This window comes from Maribacter polysiphoniae, assembly GCF_003148665.1.
GTDB classification, from domain to species: Bacteria; Bacteroidota; Bacteroidia; order Flavobacteriales; family Flavobacteriaceae; genus Maribacter_A; species Maribacter_A polysiphoniae.
Window position 1 is genome coordinate 1 of the sequence record NZ_QGGQ01000018.1, and the last position, 18,132, is coordinate 18,132.

At 37.8% G+C, this 18,132-nt stretch carries 16 protein-coding genes and 1 pseudogene; 3 read left to right on the forward strand and 14 right to left on the reverse strand.

Annotated features, from left to right (window positions below; genetic code table 11):
• Positions 1-344: transposase (locus LX92_RS21570; protein ID WP_146197896.1), on the forward strand; the 344-nt coding region annotated here is incomplete at its 5' end.
• 387 nt (positions 345-731) lie between these two features.
• Here the strand turns inward: LX92_RS21570 and LX92_RS21575 are convergent.
• The 6 genes and pseudogenes from LX92_RS21575 to LX92_RS21600 form a co-directional block, all read right to left on the reverse strand.
• Entirely contained in the window at positions 732-959 is a 228-nt protein-coding gene (locus tag LX92_RS21575) for a hypothetical protein (protein WP_109655018.1), read from the reverse strand.
• A 178-nt stretch (positions 960-1,137) separates the two neighbouring features.
• Positions 1,138-1,323 (reverse strand): annotated as a pseudogene (locus LX92_RS21580) (hypothetical protein); the annotation flags it as partial.
• A gap of 101 nt (positions 1,324-1,424) precedes the next feature.
• Positions 1,425-2,195, reverse strand: a complete 771-nt coding sequence (locus LX92_RS21585; protein ID WP_109655022.1) for a sigma-70 family RNA polymerase sigma factor — start codon at positions 2,193-2,195, stop codon at positions 1,425-1,427.
• Between the two features lie 70 nt (positions 2,196-2,265).
• Positions 2,266-2,826: a hypothetical protein gene (locus LX92_RS21590; protein WP_109655024.1), complete on the reverse strand. Its 561-nt coding sequence runs from the start codon at positions 2,824-2,826 to the stop codon at positions 2,266-2,268.
• A 273-nt stretch (positions 2,827-3,099) separates the two neighbouring features.
• Complete coding sequence (locus LX92_RS21595) at positions 3,100-4,170, reverse strand: response regulator (protein WP_109655026.1); 1,071 nt, start codon at positions 4,168-4,170, stop codon at positions 3,100-3,102.
• A complete protein-coding gene (locus tag LX92_RS21600; RefSeq protein WP_109655028.1) occupies positions 4,148-7,483 on the reverse strand; it encodes a PAS domain S-box protein in 3,336 nt (1,111 codons plus the stop codon). Before LX92_RS21600 ends, LX92_RS21595 begins: the two co-directional genes overlap by 23 nt.
• Positions 7,484-8,157: 674 nt before the next feature.
• Here LX92_RS21600 and LX92_RS21605 point away from each other — a divergent pair.
• A complete protein-coding gene (locus LX92_RS21605; protein ID WP_109655030.1) occupies positions 8,158-9,009 on the forward strand; it encodes a universal stress protein in 852 nt (283 codons plus the stop codon).
• A gap of 57 nt (positions 9,010-9,066) precedes the next feature.
• Positions 9,067-9,561, forward strand: coding sequence for a hypothetical protein (locus LX92_RS21610; protein WP_146197897.1), 495 nt, complete (start codon positions 9,067-9,069; stop codon positions 9,559-9,561).
• Between the two features lie 186 nt (positions 9,562-9,747).
• Here LX92_RS21610 and LX92_RS21615 read toward each other — a convergent pair whose 3' ends face one another.
• The 8 genes from LX92_RS21615 to LX92_RS21655 form a co-directional block, all read right to left on the reverse strand.
• On the reverse strand, positions 9,748-10,512 hold the full coding sequence (locus LX92_RS21615; protein WP_109655034.1) for a patatin-like phospholipase family protein: 765 nt from the start codon (positions 10,510-10,512) through the stop codon (positions 9,748-9,750).
• A gap of 24 nt (positions 10,513-10,536) precedes the next feature.
• Entirely contained in the window at positions 10,537-11,979 is a 1,443-nt protein-coding gene (gene cls / locus LX92_RS21620; RefSeq protein WP_109655036.1) for a cardiolipin synthase, read from the reverse strand.
• A 31-nt stretch (positions 11,980-12,010) separates the two neighbouring features.
• Positions 12,011-12,631, reverse strand: a complete 621-nt coding sequence (locus tag LX92_RS21625) for a DUF6134 family protein (protein WP_109655039.1) — start codon at positions 12,629-12,631, stop codon at positions 12,011-12,013.
• 479 nt (positions 12,632-13,110) lie between these two features.
• Entirely contained in the window at positions 13,111-15,369 is a 2,259-nt protein-coding gene (locus LX92_RS21635) for a xanthine dehydrogenase family protein molybdopterin-binding subunit (protein ID WP_109655044.1), read from the reverse strand.
• A 17-nt stretch (positions 15,370-15,386) separates the two neighbouring features.
• The gene (locus tag LX92_RS21640) at positions 15,387-15,851 is read right to left on the reverse strand and encodes a (2Fe-2S)-binding protein (protein WP_109655046.1); all 465 of its coding nucleotides are present in this window, start codon (positions 15,849-15,851) and stop codon (positions 15,387-15,389) included.
• Between the two features lie 96 nt (positions 15,852-15,947).
• Positions 15,948-16,544: a flavodoxin family protein gene (locus LX92_RS21645; RefSeq protein WP_244915955.1), complete on the reverse strand. Its 597-nt coding sequence runs from the start codon at positions 16,542-16,544 to the stop codon at positions 15,948-15,950.
• Positions 16,545-16,546: 2 nt separating this feature from the next.
• Positions 16,547-16,930, reverse strand: a complete 384-nt coding sequence (locus tag LX92_RS21650; RefSeq protein ID WP_109655051.1) for a helix-turn-helix domain-containing protein — start codon at positions 16,928-16,930, stop codon at positions 16,547-16,549.
• Positions 16,931-16,972: 42 nt separating this feature from the next.
• Positions 16,973-18,097, reverse strand: coding sequence for an aldo/keto reductase (locus tag LX92_RS21655; protein ID WP_109655053.1), 1,125 nt, complete (start codon positions 18,095-18,097; stop codon positions 16,973-16,975).
• Positions 18,098-18,132: the final 35 nt, after the last annotated feature.

The window sequence follows — 18,132 nt, forward strand, 5'->3', positions numbered from 1 at the left end:
TAATCGAGAGCTGGCAGCGTAACTGGGAGCAGTTATCGCAGTACTTCCAGTACACCGAACCCATCAGGAAGATCATCTATACGACCAACGCCGTGGAAGGTTTTCATCGCCAAGTTCGTAAGGTAACCAAGACCAAGGGGGCATTTACCAACGACATGGCCTTGTTGAAACTGGTATACCTGGCCACAAAGAACATCGAAAAAAAGTGGACAAGCCCATTACATAATTGGAGTCTTACCGTTCAACAACTTTATATTAAATTTGGGGAGAGGATACCACTGGTCTTAAACGCCAATTCCTTTGGGGCTAGCCCCAAAGGAATTGGAACAACGGACAGAGTTTAATTTACAGACCCGAAAATGTTTTTAAGTATAATCGGTTCTAAGTTTTACTTAGAACCGATTTATGTTTTATTCTAATAAAATGCAGTCAATTTGATACTTCCAATTAAATAGCAGTTGACCAATGCCTAAATCTTTACGAAAACATGTACCCCATCAATACGAAATTGTTTTAATAGGGGTATCTAACTTGACAGCGTATAAAAGTCACTTTTCTAAATAGCCTGAAGGGAAGCTATTATGAATTTCAAATTAGTAAAAGTTATGATGTAAATTATTACCACTCTAAATGGAAGATAGTTTAAAACAGGCTGTCATAAATAGGCTATTATTCACCAATAAAATAGAAGACAACAATAACTTTTGTTGCAATTGGTTCCGATTTATGGTTCAGTGATGTAATACTTTAAGAAAACTCTCTAGAACACTTACCTGAAAATCTACAACAACAGATAGTTCCAAATCCGCGTTAATCAATACCAGGCCATATCCCAAATGTGAAAGCTTACAATCTTGAACTATTTCCTTTTCAATTCCACTGAAAACAGGCTTAAAATGTTGACGAATATCCATTCCATAAGATTCGCCCACTTTGATAGCTTTGGCAACGGCATTCATTCAACTGCTTTGTCGAAAACCCCCTGTGCAAGAGATCACTTGCCAAATGATTCATATGAAGACTATAATAAAAATCCATAAAACCAGAAATGCTATCGGCCTCTCTATAGTGTCCCGTAAAAATTGTTATTCCCATAAGGTTTTATTTTAGAGTACTTGTGAATATAATGGTATGATGTTATTCAGCGCCTATGGTGTACCTGAAAATTATCTTTTTAAACTCGCAATGTCTACTTGCAAAGTTTCCCTTTGGTTTCCCTAGTTTGTAATATCTCTTCCGCTTTTCCTCATCGCTAGAAACTTCATACGCCTCGTTCATTTTTTTGAATATCTCTTCGGTAACGGTATCTTTCATGTTATAATCGCGATGGTAATTACCCCCATGGTTCCGTTAAATATTTGTGGATATCTTTTCGGGAACATCGATGAAAACATCCAAAATTTGACAAATAATAGTTATAAAAACTATTTCTCAATTGTATACCTATTGATAAAACTTTCTTCCAGACTTTTGCGGACATTTTTTAATAGCTGTTGTACCTCTTCGAAACTTTGGTTACGAATCTTTGCAATTTCTTCAAGGGTAAACTCAAAATCAGTAGCCAGATCAAATACGGACCGCATAGGTAATGGTAATTGGCACAAAACCATATCTACATGTTTTTTGATGTTTTCCCCACTTAATTCCTTATCCAATTTATCTTGAATTTCCTTCTTATCATCTTCTATAAAAACATGCTTTAATAGATAGTCGTTCTTTGGATAAGAAATATCATCGAGTTCTTCTATCATAACTAAATCACCATCACCATCGGTACTGAATTTTTCTTCCATTTCATCCCATTCAGGTTTGGTATAGTCATCAATGTTCTTAAAGAAAAATTCATCGTATTCCTCGTCCGCAGTTGTTTCTTCTAACAATTCTTCGGCTTTTTTAAACAACCAGACATGCAAACCATCTTTATCCTCTACCTCATCAAAATGATCATAAGTCTCTATAAAAAGTTGATTCAAAAAATCATCTACTTTGTATTTGCCCTGGGGCAGGTTTCCTTTGGTCAAGGCCGTACTTAATCTTTTGGAGATATACCGTTTTACTTGGAAAAGATCTTCCAACAACAATTCGTTAAATGCCTTTTGGTGATTCTCTCTTTTGAATTTTACAAGATCAGAAAATGTACTTGCTACAAATACATTGAATTCCTTTTTACTTTCAAAATATTTCAGGGTTTCCATGTCATTTTTTTATCACTATATTACTACTATCAAATTTGCGAATTTATAGGGTATGACAGTATGACTTGGGTCAGTGACCAAAATTCCTCTTATCCAACAACTTAAAGGAAACATTTAAAATGCTCTTTTTCGATTGGTCAATTGGCTCCAATTTGTCAAGTATACCCTCCAACAAATGAATATCAAAATAATTTCCCCTAACCAACATTAGGTATTCACCATCATTCAATAAATCTATATATGTCCCTGCTCTTTTCTTTCTAATTCCCAATCCTCTTAAAACACCATAGGGTCCTCCTGACAATGCCCCTAAGGTTTTTTCATTTATCTTATCCAAAAAAATAGGTGCTAAGAAGCCTGTAACGAATAATTCTCCCGATTCAGCATTATGAAAAAATCCTAAATCTGTATCCAGGCCTAAAAGATTTTTAAAATAATTTTCCAAACAAACCTTTCTATCGGTAGGCCTTTTTGAATTTTGGGGCTGTACTTTCTCAAGATTTCCGAGAATGGAAATCATAATATTTTTTATTTTACTTTTTTGAATAACCTCTATAGTCTTTTCAAGATTTGAGATTTCGTCATAAGAGCGTAAAAAAACATGTTTTTTTTCCGCTTTTGGAGCATTCATATACGTTTGAATTTAGAGTTAGAACAATCAAAGTTCGATTGGTTCTATAGTAGCTAAATTAGTTAGGTACATGTTCCTATTACCTGACGTAAGTCATACTGCTCCATATTTTGCCACACTAAATTTATGTGGACTATAGGCTATATGGTAAATAACAATTGATATCTTACTGTAATTCATAGCCTAAGAAATTTAGGATTCTATCTAGGTGTAAAAAGGCAAATCCCCTACATGAAGGGGTGTAAAAAATAGTATTTTAAAATTGTCTTTTCTTTATCCGAAATCCGCTATGTATTGTATTTGATTTCTATTGATTACGATTATCTTATTGTTACTATCGGATCGAATTAATCCCTCCTTTTTGAAACTGGACAGTACACGAATAGCTGTTTCCGTGGCCGTGCCGATCAGCCCCGCAAAATCTTCACGGGAAACATTTGCCCCGGCAAGCTCCTCATCACCAATCAGACCTTTATCATACAATTCCAATAAGGTAGTGGCCGCACGTTTTCGAACCGTATCGAAAGCCATACCCATTAACTGGTCCTGTAGATGCTGTAGATCATTCGAAATCATCCCGATAAATTTGTTCGAAACATCCTTGTTGTTGAATAATAGATGAGTAAACTCATTCTTGGGAATTGCACATAATTTACATTCATCGAGTGCAACTGCAGTTTCGGTATACATACCAGAAGGACCAAGTACAGAAAGTTGCCCTACAAAATCCCCTGTTTTGAACATCCCTGTCAAATATTCCTTACCGTTTTCGCTGTACTTAAAGGTTTTTATTGCACCACTTTGTATAAAATAGAGGTTATGGGCGGCATCGCCCTCAGAATAGATTTCCTTCTTTCGTTCATATTCCAATACCTCTCGATCTGCAGAAAGATCTTGTAGCTTTTGATATTCAGAAGCCTCCTGTAAAAAAGCATTTATTCCTTCCACATTTTTGGAGAATTCCTTACGAAGGAAATCGTTCTTTTTTAGGCGTATATCAATGGCCTCTAACAGTTCATCTGCCTCAAAAGGTTTGGTCAAGTAATCATCTGCACCCATTGTCATACCTTTTCGCAGGTCTGCACGCTCCGATTTAGCGGTTAAGAATATAAAAGGAATTCCCGCCGTTTCCGGGTTTTCTTTCAAATGTTCAAAAACCCCATAACCATCCAGTTTCGGCATCATTATATCACATACGATTAAATCTGGCAGAACTTCTTCTGCCTTTACAATTCCTTCATTCCCATCATTCGCCGTGGTAACCAAATAGTTTTCCAATGCCAATATCTCTGCGGTCATCTCCCGCACATCTTGACTATCTTCAATGAGTAGTATTTTTTTCATCTTCGTTTTGATTTATGGGTAATTTGACAAAAAAGATGGTGCCTTTGTCCAACTCAGTTTTAAAACTTATAGTCCCCCCCATTAATTCGGCATATTGTTTTACGATATTTAAACCCAGACCAGTACCTTGGATATTTACAGCATTCTTTGCCCGGTGAAACCTTTTAAAAAGGTGATCTTGATCTTCTTCCGGTATCCCTATACCTTGATCTTCTACACTAAATTCTACCAAATCGTGATTGGCCCCCATTTTATAGATAATCTCTGTATTTTCTTCAGAATACTTAATGGCATTTGACAGCAAATTGTGGACAATGTGACGCAATAGATTTGAATCGAGACTTACCATTAACTTGGATGATCCGCTTACAAATTTGATTACCTGTCCTTTTTTTGCGTTCCCCTGAATCTCTTCGATAATCGTTTTTGAAAAATCGACGCTGTCAAATGTACTTGGTTGTACTTCAACCTTACCTTCCTCCAACTTACTTAGCGAAAGGAATTCATTTAAAATAATGACCAGATTTTTAACGCTGGATTTTATGCGGTCAACATAACCTATACGTTTTTCTTCCTTACCAAGGTCATTCTGTCTTTCAATAAGATTGGCTGCGGATAGAATAGTACTTAATGGGGTACGAAATTCATGTGAGGCGGTGGACACAAACCGTGATTTTAGTTCACTCAATTCCTGTTCCCTTTTTAGAGCTTTAATAATTTCATGTTCTGCCTCTTTTTGTAAAGAAATATTATTGTATACCAATAATACTTTTAAAATAGTATTATCTACATCAAAAAGTGGCGCAGTATTCACCATATATGACCTGTCCTGAAATTCTACTTCAAAAGAACAATGTTCCCCATCAAATGTTCTTTCAATATTGCTTTTGAGCTTTTCCTTAATATGTTCTGGCGCTAAATCGATGGCATCAACTGCAGACTTCGATTTTTCAACATCTTTGAGCCTCAATTCATCCCATTCTTCCCCTTCTATAAAAACCACTTCATAATTTGCATCTACCACCTCGACAAAACCCATAGGAAAATCCTTGGCAATCTTATAAAACAATTGTTGATTGGTCATTGCTCGTTTTTCAGCTTCTTCAGTTACTTGAATTTGATCTTCGAGGCTTAAATTAGATGCCACAAGTTTTTGTACCATTTTTTGTAGTTCTTGGGTACGTTCATCGACCTTATCTTCAAGATTCTTTGTATAATCCGCGAGTTTATCCGTACTGTCCTTAAGGGCTAGTGAAATTTCATGCTGTTCAATGGCCATACTCGCGACTTGTACCATATCAGCCATTATTTGTTTTTCATTGACTAATGGCAATCTTGAAACCTTATTGTAAACTGCAAAAGTTCCCAAAACCTCATCCTTGGATGATAGTATAGGAAAAGACCAACAAGACTGTAAACCATCACCCGATGCCACTTTTCCTAGGTCTACCCAATTTGGGTCGCTGGCTATATTGGCCGTAATTACTTCTTTTTTTGTAAACGCTGCCGTACCACATGAACCAACATTAGGCCCAATAGAGAGTCCTTCAGAAGCAGTAGCAAACTTTTCTGGAAGATTAGGTCCCGACAATTTATGTAAGGTGTTTTTATAGCGATCCAGCAATAATAAAGAAGCCATACTATTCGGGATAGTCTTTTCTATTGTATCCACGATTTTATCCCCTATGTCCTTTAAAGGTTCATTTTGGATAATCATATCCATCACGGTATTGACACCACTTTTTATAATATCCTTTTGTTTACGTACCGTAACATCATTTTGTATGCCTATAAAATGGGTCAGTGTCTTTTTTTCGTCGAATACAGGAGTGAGGGAAATCTCATTCCAGAACATACGCCGATCTTTCCGGTAGTTACGCAAAACCACTTGGCAACATTTACCCTCTGCAATGGCAGCCTCCATGATTTTATTTTCATATTGCTCTATATCGTCACCTTGTAAGAAATGAAAATTTTTCCCTACAATATCCTGTGCATGGTAGCCCGTAATCGTTAAAAAAGCATCATTAGTATAGATTATAGGTATATCATGCTGTCGTGCATCTGCAATAACAATACCACTAGAACTTGCGGCCAACGCCCTTTGTTGTAGGAATAGGGTGTCTTCCATGTCCTTCTTTTCTGTAATGTCCCTACCAATGCACATAACCTTGTTCTTATCAAAAGGAACGAAGCGTACTTCAAAAAAAAGTTGTCGCCCTCTTATCCGCAGTTCGAATTTCTCGACGATTATTTGATGATGTTTATCTGCCTCCTTTAGTGCATTTATAAAGGGCACACTTGTTTTATCCTGTAAAAAATCGGAAACATTCTTTCCTATTAGTTCTTCCGTGGCATCGAATAGCTTGGTATGCTGTTCCATATTAGCCTGTAAAAGATTTCCGTTTATATCATATACGGAAATCAAATCCGGATGTGCACCAAAAATAGCCCTGTTCTTTTCCTCACTTAGACATAAGTTTTCAAAATAGGTCTTTCTCTCGGTGATATCACGGATAATGGCTAGAAAATCACCTTGATCCGTTTGATTAATCCGTGATTCATAATGTCTCAACTCATCTTTCACAATAAGTGAATACTCTACAAGTTGGGTCTCTTTTGTTTTATCACATAGTTTAAAACCCCGTCTAATTATTCCACAAACTTTCGAAGGAAGAATCACATCGATATTTTTACCTATATGTTCACTAAAAGGCGCTACTAGTTCAAAACTATCATGGGCATGAACTTCTAGGTGATTACCTAATTTATCGTAGACTATCACTAAATCTGGTAAGGTTTTGATTAAATCCTTATTCTTTTCCTCACTAATACTTAGGTTTTCTATATAAGCTATCTTTTCGGTTACATCTTGTACAAAACCTTCTATGGCGAAACACCCGTTCTTAGCATCGTAAACGCCCTGACCTTGCTCCCAAAAGTGACATATTTTTCCACTTTTGTGTTTTATTCGAAATTGGATACTAAAAGGTTCTTTTTTAGCAAGTGCTTTTTGAATATTATTCCAGACCATTTTTCGGTCTTCTTCTAAAATAAGTTGACCAAATTGAACGGTACCATTCACGAATTCCTCAGGTGTATATCCAGTCAAAACCAAACAGCCAGCACTTTTGTACTCCGAACTATAGTTTTTATCATTTTTGGCTCGATAGGCATAACCGGGCAAGTTGTTGATTAGCGTATTTAATTTCCTATTACTTTCGTTCAAGGCGGCAATAAGCTCTAGATGCGTTTGATGCCCTACCGACAGGTTGTTGTTAGAATATTGTATATCACTTTGTAGTTCTTTCATCCTAAATCGTTACACTTTATTAGAGTCGGTAAAATGCGGGATTTACCTAATAACATGCTAAATCAATCAACGGCATAATCCAAAGTCTTTTCTTCTATCTTTATAACTTTTATGCACATTATAATCCTTATTGGTTATCCAAGGAACTGTTGTTTTTTAATTATCAAAAGAATCCCCATCTCTTCATTTAAATTATTTTGTGATTCGAAAAAGGAATTATCAAAGTTGATTTATAATTAAACAACACCAATAAATTTTTTGAACTTAAAACTTCAATTTACGAAAGTATTTTTAGTGATATGGTTTAAGAAGCAGGAGTTATCGACACAGTTAAATAAACAAATAGGCCAAGGTCATACCCCTTCAATTCCAAATTAACCATTGACGTTTACTTTATATCTTTCTGAAATTGCTGTATGTAAACATTTTACAAAGGTAATACCCCTTTTATCTAAATTCATGACCTAGGTCATGAATTATACTAAGCTTAAATATATTTAGAATCTCCAGATCAAGTAGAAACACTATCCTGTTTTTATAAAATATATGAGACAAACTTAATAATAGCTTCTGGATATAAAATAATCTCCTAATAAGCCAAAAAAACAGAAAGCTGACCCAGGTCATGACCTGACAGGTAAAGCGAGATTAATTTTATCCTAAATTTTGATGTCATGAAAAAAATAATCTTACCCACTGATTTTTCAGATAATGCTTACAACGCTATTAGATACGCTGCCCAACTATTCAAAGATGAAAACACTACTTTTTATTTACTGCATACCTACACACCCCCTATCTATGCATCGGAATTTGTATCGCAAAGTCCAATTGAATATGAGCTAGCTGATGCGTATAGAGTTAACTCGATATCCCAATTGAAAAAAACCAAAAATAGAATTGAAAAAGAATTTAAAAACCCAAAACATTCCTTTATCACACATTCTGCTTTCAATACTTTGGTAGAAGAAGTATTGGGCACCATTGAATATGAAAAGGCCGACCTTGTAATTATGGGAACCCAAGGGGCCACAGGCGCCAATGAAATTTTGTTTGGCACAAATACGGTACATCTTATTAAAAAATCAACCTGTCCCGTTATTGCCGTACCTACAGACTTTGTTTACGAGTCTCCAAAAGAAATATTGTTCCCGACAGATTATGAAATAGATTATAGTAACGTGCAACTGAAACAGCTGGTAATGATTGCCAAAAGCCAAAATTCATTACTGCATGTACTCCATATTTCTTCTGGTTATGAATTGACCAATGAACAAGAAGGAAATAAAAAAAGACTTGAATCCCAATTAGGTTCTAACAATACCATTTCCCACGATATCCCGGATCAAGAAGTTATCGAGGCCATCAATGGTTTTCAAACAAAAAAACCGATTATGTTATTGGTTATGGTACGTAATAAACATACATTTTTTGAACGTTTATTTATTGAGCCACTTATTAAGAAAATAGCATTTCATGTAAAAATACCATTCATGGTAATGCCATATATTTCACAAAAAGAGTAAGGCTATTATCCCTTATTGCTTATTGTATTGATTAAAAAAATCCTAAACTATTGAACAATGAGAATGGAACAAAAATTTGCCGTTAAAATACAACCAGAAAAAGTAGATGCCCTTTATGAAGAATTTCAGCAGTGGTATTCCACATTGTGTTTATTTCATGATGAAATACTATTTTTCGACCGATTGATTAATTCCTATGTGTTCGTACCCCATACCTCTGATTTTTTTGAGCGATTGGAGAATTATAGAAATCGTATTTGGCATAGTAAAGAAGAAATCATTACCCTAAAAAAAGCTCTCAAAATGCATAAAAGGGGTATAGCTGGAATGTTGGAATGCGACGATGAAAGTTGTGATATATTATTCTACCAAAAACACGAACAATTGAAAAAAACGATAGAAGCCTACACTAAAAAGTCTCGAAACTTACGAAATGAAATTTTCAACTATGCCGCAAGTATCCTGAAAAACAGAAAATCAAAGCCCTCATCACAAATTATGCATTACCCATTAAACCATCTAGAAGGAAGAGACTTTCTAACAGCCCCATAAAAATTATGTTAAAATGCCCCCAAGCAATTCTTCATTCCATAGTGACGGGGTCTCCATTTTACATTCCAGAACCATTCGGTTATAGATTGATTGTATTTATATTACTCTTTGATAAGGGAAGAAACAATACATTTCACCCAAATGAATAGAAATAAAACTGTTCAAGCAAATTCGCTAATAAAATCATTAAGATAAATTGTTCTTGTTGCTATCTAGTTTAGACTTAGCCTTTGAATAACCAATTTGGAAAATAGTATCGATATCCCTTACGTCAAACGTACCGAAATCACACAATTTTTCCGGAAATATAACAACATCACAATCTGCGAATTTCACCAAGGATTCGTAAGTGATCTTTATCTTATAAGCCCTATCGGCAATGTTGTATGAGTGTTTTAAATCCTCAACTTTAATCTTCTTCAAAGGGTTGACAAAACTACCGATAATTTCATCACAGGATTCTTTTAGGGGTTCCACCGGAAAATTGTTGATTACACCACCATCTATATAATAAGATTCACCGATTTTGGTAGGTGTAAAAACCCCTGGAAATGAAGCCGAGGCCAAAACGGGACGAATAACCTCTCCTGAATCAAATATTTTTAAAGAACCCTTAATAATATCCGTGGCTGTAACGAAAAATGGCATTTTTAACGCTTTGAAATCATCTTCGGGCAACAGTTTCTTGAAATCGGTATAGAACTTTGAGCTATCGATAAATCCTGGTTTTCCTAACGCATAATTATGGGTATGGAAAATAGGGATGGTTTTGAAAAAATGCAATATTTCTTCCCAACCGATACCCCCGGCATACAAGACCCCAACGATTGCCCCAGCACTAGTACCCGAAATGTGTGTGGGATATTTACCACTTTCCTCCAATGCCTTAATAACCCCTATATGGGCAACGCCACGCATGCCGCCCCCAGACAAAACCAATCCTGTATTCATGCTGTTTGTTTAAATATTGAATTTCTAAAGGACCGGGCTAAACACCTTAGCCATGCCCTCTTTTAATCGATTAATTTTAGGTCTTTTCAGATAGTCTATATAGTCAAGTTGGGTACTTTTTTTACAATCACCAAGAAAATCATTACGCAATGTTTCGGCAAATTCCTTTTCATATATCAGGACATTAACTTCGTAGTTCTGCTCAAAACTTCGTATATCGAGGTTCGCCGTACCTATTGTCGTTAGTTCATCATCTGAAACAATTATTTTACTATGTAAAAATCCATCGGAATATTGATAGATTTTTATTCCTGCCTCCAAGTAATCTTCGAAATACGAGCTGACCGTCCATTTAACTAAAAAATTATCGGAATTGGCCGGCAACAATATGCGAACATCAACACCACCAATGGCAGCATCTCGTAAAGCTTCTAATAAAACCTCTCCAGGAATAACATAAGGATTGGTAATATAAACATACTTTTCGGCCGCATTGATAATTGCAATATACAATTGATGTATGGACGAATAATCGGAATCGGGGCCGCTTGAAACCACTTGTGCAATCGATTTTCCCTGAGCGGCGTGTTCAACGAAATAGGGCCGTGATAATATATCGTTCTTTCCGCTGGCAAAACTCCAATCCACAGCAAAAACTGCCTGCAGACTATTAATTACCGGGCCCTTTAATTGTAGGTGCATATCGTGCCAAACACCCAAAACGGGATCTCCTTTGATATATTTGTCCGAAACGTTAATACCGCCTGTAAAGGCCACACAACCGTCTACAATAACAATTTTTCTATGGTTACGGTAATTGACGGAAGAAAGAAGCCTGCTGAAACGAATCGGTAAGAAGCTATGGATTTCCACCCCCGTATCTCGAAGTTCCCTTATATGATTTTTGGTCAACATTCGGCTGCCCAGGCCGTCATAAAGTGCACGGATTTGGACGCCCTCCTTAGCCTTGCTTTTGAGTATTGCCATGAATCGTTGCGCCAAGTCACCTTCTTCAAAAATGTAATATTGAATATGTATATAGTATTTGGCCTCTTGCATTGCCCTAAATATGGTTTTGAAGGTAGCTGGTCCATCCTTTAACGGAACAAGCTCGTTCCCGAAGGAAGGTGTAAACTTAGAACTCTTGGTAATCAGTTTTACCAATTTCACATGCTTTTTCAAAAGTTCGGACATTTGGGCTTTATTGTCTTCCCCTATTGTTTGGTAGTACTTATCTACACCATCAAGATATTCGGTAACAAGCTCTGTCTTTTTTAACTTGAAGAATTTATTTTTTTTCCGATTACGCCCTAAAATGAAATAGAACAGCATACCGCCCACAGGAATTGTAAAAATGGCCAAAAGCCATCCCAAGGTTTTGGTGGGCCGAACACCATAAAGAAAAAGCCTTATCACCATCGCGATGGCCAAAATAAAATACAAAACAAGGGCTACTGTTGCACCCATAGTCAACTTGGCTAAAAATCAATATTTACCATTACTTCCTTGCCACTATGCTTAAATGAATCAAACCACCATCAATATCTGCCTTTTCGAGACTTCCGTTTTTGTAATAATAAATATTTTCCTGCTTTTTCGTATTGATTTTTTTATAACTATGATTCCCTAGGGCAACTATGGCATTAAGGCTTCCACCCTGCTCTGAAAAGCATTCGTTTATTCCCGTGGGTTCTTGGAAAAACAACAAGACGGTAGTATAGTCAATAGCCTGGTGCAGCACTGTTTTTGGTTTCCCATTCTTTATTACATAATAGTTTTTATCCTTCAATCCCGTACGAGTCTTAACGTGGGGCTTTTGGTTTATCAGAATATCGACATTGGCCTTTTTCAATATACTTTTTTCAAAAATCACATTATATTCATAATCTACCTCAATATCTTTGATAATCTTCGTTTTTATGCTGGTTAGGCTCTTATAAATCGTTTGAGAGCCATCCATGGTTTTGGTGGCCTCTAAACTACCGATTACCTTGTCATTCATAATGATATAGAATAACAAAGAAGTATTATCCCCATTTGGCACATCAAATTGACCTATGAAAAATGAAAAAATCAAGACTTGCCAGATTAGATGGGAATAGTTAAGCCATAATATCATTTAATTTTATTTAGAACTACCCATAATCAAAAATATGAATGTAATTTGAATACAAATTACCGAAATTAAAGAAATGCAAGTCCTGACCTGGGTCATACCATGTCCAAATCATCTCTAGAAATGTTGACATGATAAAAAGAATAATAATTAAACCAGCCTCACTGAAAACGGAAAAGTGAAGAATGGTGCCTTCCTTCTTTTTTGTTTCCCTGATTCCCCCAAACTGGGTTTGCTCCATAAAAACAAAAAAAGTGGTTTGCTTTCACAAACCACTTTTCTGCTTGGTCGGGATGACAGGATTTGAACCTTACCCAATAAATGTTCTTATATCAATTAGTTACATCTTTAAAAAACAAACTGTTGACCGATTTGTTGACGACATTTAAATGAACTTAAAGTAAATTGACTTACTTTCTGATGGCGTAAAGATATAATTTGAGTAATTCAAAATAATAAAAGAACATATTTTTTTATAAAATCTATCCAACAATTTCCCGACTCTTGTTAAAAGGTTGCTGATAATGCCTTTGACCCGTGGCCTTATAAAGTGCATTGGCCACCGCTCCAAAAACAGGGGGAAACGGAGGTTCTCCCATACCCGTTGGGTCGATTTCATTCTGTACAAAATGTACGTCGATTTCTTTCGGTGCCTCTTTCATACGGATCATTTGGTATTGGTGGAAATTGTTTTTCTGTGGTACCCCATCCTGAAAGGTCAATTCCCCATAAAAGGCATTGCCTACACCATCGGTAATGGCTCCCTCGGCCATGTTTGTTGCTGCATCAGGATTTACCACCACTCCACAATCAATGGCACAAACTACTTTTTCAACTACGGGTTTACCGTTCTCCATCTTTAAATCCAGTACATGCGCCGCATAGGAGTTATGGCAAAAATAGGCCGACACTCCTCGATGTTTCGTTGCATCATTTTCTTTCCAAGCCGATTTTTCACGAACCAATTCCAGGACTCCGGCGTACCTATCAGCATCATAATCATTCCGTTCGCCTACAGGATTTTCCTTGGCGCGTTTTAGCAGGTCCAAGCGAAATTGAATGGCGTCCTTGCCCATGGTTTCAGCAACTTCATCCAAGAACGCTTGTTCAGCACCTGCCATAAAATTAGATCGTGGAGCTCTAAAGGCACCTATGGAAATGTTGGAATCAATGGTCCACTCTTCTGCCATATAATTATCAATGGCCCCTGCCGGAAAACGATTGGCGAACAATGGACTCTCCGGCACTCCTCCAGCCTTTACATGTAATGCCGTTAAATTATTGTTTTCATCAAAAGCCGCGCGATAGGTTGCGTGATAAGTTGGGCGATAAATACCATTGGTCATATCGTCTTCACGGCTATATACTAACTTGATAGGTGCATTGACTTTTTGTGAAATTAGGGCCGCTTCCACTACAAAGTGGGCATAGGCCTTGCGTCCAAAACCACCGCCCATTCTTGGAAAGTCCATCTCAATATTCTCTTTCGGTATTCCCAGACTACTAGCAATGGTAGGGATGATCAAAGGCGGAATCTGTATTGGTGCTGCAATTTTCGCCTTATCGCCTGCTACATGGGCAAAAGCATTCAAGGGCTCCATGTTATTATGAGCAAGAAAAGGCGCCGAGTAACTTCTTTCCAAAATCGTTGTTGCATTTTCGAAGGCTACTTCTGGATTTCCATCTTTTCGGACAACTTTTCCCGGTTTTGCAGCAAGTGCTTCCATTTGTGATTTATGGGTCGTGGTAGATTCCAGTCCTGCGGGTATGTTAATCGTTTGTTTTCCACCAAACCCAGCGATTGTTTCCGAATAGGCGGTAAAGGGTTGCCATTCAACTTTTAATTTCTTTTTAGCTTGCATCACCTCCCAAGTAGAGTTGCCCACTATCGCAACCAATTCAGGAAAAGCGTTGGTGTCGAAACCGCCTTTTTCATATCCGTCCTTAAAACTCTTGATCGTAACCACATCCTTGATTCCAGGCATAGCTTTGGCCGCTTCACCATCCACTGATTTTATGGTCAAACCAAAAGCTGGTGGATGTTCGATCATGGCGATCAACATACCTTCCTCTTGAATATCCATGCCAAATAGAGGCCTACCGGTTACAATGCTTTTTGCATCTACATTTTTTTGCGAACGGCTGACCAGTTTAAAATCCTTTACCTCTTTTAGTTGTACTTCTTCGGGTACGGTAAGTGTTGCTGCAACTGAAGCCATTTCTCCGTAACCGGCCGATTTTTTGGTGGCTGCATGTTGTAATACTCCTGCTTCTGCGGTAATCTCTTCCTTGGGTACCTGCCAGGTTTCTGCCGCCGCCGCTATCAACATCTGCCTTGCGGTTGCTCCGGCCATTCTAAGCGGCTCCCATCGGGCACTTATTCCCCTACTGCCCCCCGTAAATTGAAATCCATATTTGTCTGCATGATAGGGCGCCTGTTCAACCAGTACATTTTTCCAATCTACATCTAACTCTTCTGCCACCAACATGGGCATAGATGTCCTGATATTCTGACCGAATTCCGGATTGGGCGTATAAATGGTTACAACCCCGTTATCACCTATTTTCAGATACGAATTCATTTCGAACCATTCTTTGGGCATTTCCCTGACAACCATCTCTTTTGCCTGCTCAGGTTTGCAGGAGTTTAAAATACTAAAGCCAAGTACCAATCCGCCACTTGCCAAACTTGTATTCTTGATAAATGCCCTACGTCCCATATGCGTCTTTAGCTTTGTCATCTCCTAATTTTTTTTGATTAAACGTTTTCCGAACTAGCGGCTGTTTTTATTGCTTTCTTGATACGCGTGTATGTACCACACCTACAGATATTCCCGTTCATAGCGCTTTCAATTTCTTCGTCCGACGGATTGGGATTCCTTTTTAACAAGGCCGAGGCCGACATTATCTGCCCTGCCTGGCAATATCCGCATTGGGGTACATCAATTTCCAGCCAAGCTTTTTGTACAGGATGTTCACCATGTTCCGACAGTCCTTCAATGGTCGTAATTTTTTGCTCGCCGACAGCCGAAACAGGTAATTGGCAAGAACGTACCGCATTGTCACCTAAATGCACCGTACAGGCACCACATTGAGCGATACCGCAACCATATTTAGTACCTACCAATTTAATATGGTCTCTTAATACCCATAGCATTGGAGTATTTGAATCAACATCTACGCTGTGTTCCGATCCGTTGATGTTTAAGTTGAATATTGCCATTTTTAAAAAATTTACTTAAAAATAAAGATTATATATTAGGTGTTGCCTACGAAATTCAAACAGTTTTAACCTACTTTGTCAAAATCCTAATTGTTTTTAGTTTTTGATAGTCAGTGGTTTAAGCTTTTCAAGCCATTCCACAAGTAATTCCTTCACTTCTACTTTACGGTTCCCTTTTATGGCCAAGTAAATTCCATCTCTTTCAATACCCCCGGTTACCGAAAACCCTTCTAAAATGTTGCAATCGGAGCAAAGGCTTTCCACCGTTCTAAAGCTACTGCCAATACCGTACCCAGCATTGGTGTTAAAAGGAATGACCGTTTTATCCTTAAGGTCGTGCCGGGTCAAAAAGCTTTTAATTGGTGGAGGCAGTTGCATTCCCCATGTGGGGAAGCCTAAAAAAACGGTATCATACTTGTCCATATTTATCTGTGTTTTTAGGGGTGGAAGAAACCCGGTTCGGTTTTCTTCGGCCACTTGTGCCACAATCGACTTGTAGTTTTGCGGATAAGGATTTTTTAATTCCAGTGCCACCAGATCACCGCCCACATTTTCATGGATCATTTCCGCCACAACCTTAGTATTGTTTGTTCTTGATAAATAGACAAGCAATATGTTGTCCGTTTTATTCTCGTACCCTTGGGCACTACACCATCCGGATACCAAGAAAATAAGGAATATCAAACGGCTCACAATCATTTTTTAATCTTTAATTTCCTGTAATCTGTTGGCGTATGTCCTACATGTTTTTTAAAAAAGGTGCTAAAATGATTTACTTCCCTAAATCCTAAGATTGTAGCTATGGTAGTAATTGACCAGTCATTTCTTTTGAGCAATGCCCTTGCTTCCTGAATAAAACGTTCATTTATATTTTGGGTAGTCGTTTTTCCAGTATACAACTTGACGGACCTATTCAAGTGATTTACATGAATATTTAAAATATCCGAAAAATCTGAGGCTTTGCGCAACTTTATGGGTTGTGTGTCCTCTGTGATGGGGAATTGTCCGCTCAGTTGCATCAAAAAATTTTGGGCTATTTGAATATAGGTTTTTTGATTTGTTGAGAGGGAAGAATCCATATTTTCAATATCGATAACTACAGTTTTTTTTGACGTATTCTTCTATTGGTCTACCAAGGCAGTTTCTGGCCCACGGACACCTACCAGTTGTATCTTCTCCAAAGCATTCCTGAATTCCTTTAATTCCGTATCGGAAAAAGTAACGTTCAGTGCTCCTTGGTTCTGTTTCACATGATGCAGTTTCGTAGTTCCGGGAATAGGAACAATAAAAGGTTTTTGTGCCATGACCCAGGCTAATGCTATTTGGGCCGGAGTGGCATCCTTTTTTCGACCCCATTCGTGTACCAGCCTGAGCACCTCCATGTGTGCTTCAATAGCTTCCGGTGTAAAATAGGGTACTTGAGATAAGCGGGAGTCACTAGAAAAACGGCTATGCTCGTTGAACTTATCGCCTAAAAATCCACGACATACCGGTCCCCATGGCACGAACCCTATGCCCAATTCTCCACAGGTATCTATTACTTCATTTTCAAGGGCACGCTGAATAATAGAGTATTCGCTCTGAAGGGCAGCAACGGGCTGCTCTGCATGGGCCTTTCGTATGGTCGTTGGTGAAACTTCGGAAAGTCCAAAATGGAGCGCCTTCCCTTCCTTGATCAAATCCTTAACCGTTCCGGCAACGTCCTCAATTGGAACGTTTGGATCCAAACGATGCAGATACAACAAATCGATACGATCGGTACGAAGGCGTTTCAACATGCCCTCTACAGCGCTTTTAATATGTTCTGGCTTGCTATTTCTACCTGCCCTTTTTCCATTTGAAAAGTCAAACCCAAATTTACTGGCAATGACCACGTTGTCTCTAATAGGTTGAAGTGCCTTACCTACCAATTCCTCATCAGTAAATGGGCCATACACTTCGGCAGTATCAAAAAAGGTAACGCCCAAATCATAAGCCCCACGGATTACGGGAATCATATCCTTGGTATCTCTTGGTGGATTGTAACTGCCACTTTTCATGCTCATACAACCCAACCCAATTGGCGATACTTCCAATGCGCCCAACATCCGCTTTTCAGGGTTGGAAGCTGCTTTTAAACCCTCTATTGTACCAGGTGCATTTTTCCCATTGGCAAAAGCCAGTGGGCTTGCCACTATACCCGCTCCCAAAAGGGCGGATTTCGAAATAAAATTTCTTCTGTTTACTGAATTACTTTTCTTTTCCATACCAATATGCTGTTATCGTAATATTTTAAAACCCA

What these genes read in the sequence shown, in the direction of transcription:
- LX92_RS21575 (WP_109655018.1), bottom strand. Translation starts at nt 959, where the DNA reads ATGAATGCCGTTGCCAAAGCTATCAAAGTGGGCGAATCTTATGGAATG.
- LX92_RS21585 (WP_109655022.1), bottom strand. Translation starts at nt 2,195, where the DNA reads ATGGAAACCCTGAAATATTTTGAAAGTAAAAAGGAATTCAATGTATTT.
- LX92_RS21590 (WP_109655024.1), bottom strand. Translation starts at nt 2,826, where the DNA reads ATGAATGCTCCAAAAGCGGAAAAAAAACATGTTTTTTTACGCTCTTAT.
- LX92_RS21595 (WP_109655026.1), bottom strand. Translation starts at nt 4,170, where the DNA reads ATGAAAAAAATACTACTCATTGAAGATAGTCAAGATGTGCGGGAGATG.
- LX92_RS21600 (WP_109655028.1), bottom strand. Translation starts at nt 7,483, where the DNA reads ATGAAAGAACTACAAAGTGATATACAATATTCTAACAACAACCTGTCG.
- LX92_RS21605 (WP_109655030.1), top strand. Translation starts at nt 8,158, where the DNA reads ATGAAAAAAATAATCTTACCCACTGATTTTTCAGATAATGCTTACAAC.
- LX92_RS21610 (WP_146197897.1), top strand. Translation starts at nt 9,067, where the DNA reads ATGAGAATGGAACAAAAATTTGCCGTTAAAATACAACCAGAAAAAGTA.
- LX92_RS21615 (WP_109655034.1), bottom strand. Translation starts at nt 10,512, where the DNA reads ATGAATACAGGATTGGTTTTGTCTGGGGGCGGCATGCGTGGCGTTGCC.
- cls (WP_109655036.1), bottom strand. Translation starts at nt 11,979, where the DNA reads ATGGGTGCAACAGTAGCCCTTGTTTTGTATTTTATTTTGGCCATCGCG.
- LX92_RS21625 (WP_109655039.1), bottom strand. Translation starts at nt 12,631, where the DNA reads ATGATATTATGGCTTAACTATTCCCATCTAATCTGGCAAGTCTTGATT.
- LX92_RS21635 (WP_109655044.1), bottom strand. Translation starts at nt 15,369, where the DNA reads ATGACAAAGCTAAAGACGCATATGGGACGTAGGGCATTTATCAAGAAT.
- LX92_RS21640 (WP_109655046.1), bottom strand. Translation starts at nt 15,851, where the DNA reads ATGGCAATATTCAACTTAAACATCAACGGATCGGAACACAGCGTAGAT.
- LX92_RS21650 (WP_109655051.1), bottom strand. Translation starts at nt 16,930, where the DNA reads ATGGATTCTTCCCTCTCAACAAATCAAAAAACCTATATTCAAATAGCC.
- LX92_RS21655 (WP_109655053.1), bottom strand. Translation starts at nt 18,097, where the DNA reads ATGGAAAAGAAAAGTAATTCAGTAAACAGAAGAAATTTTATTTCGAAA.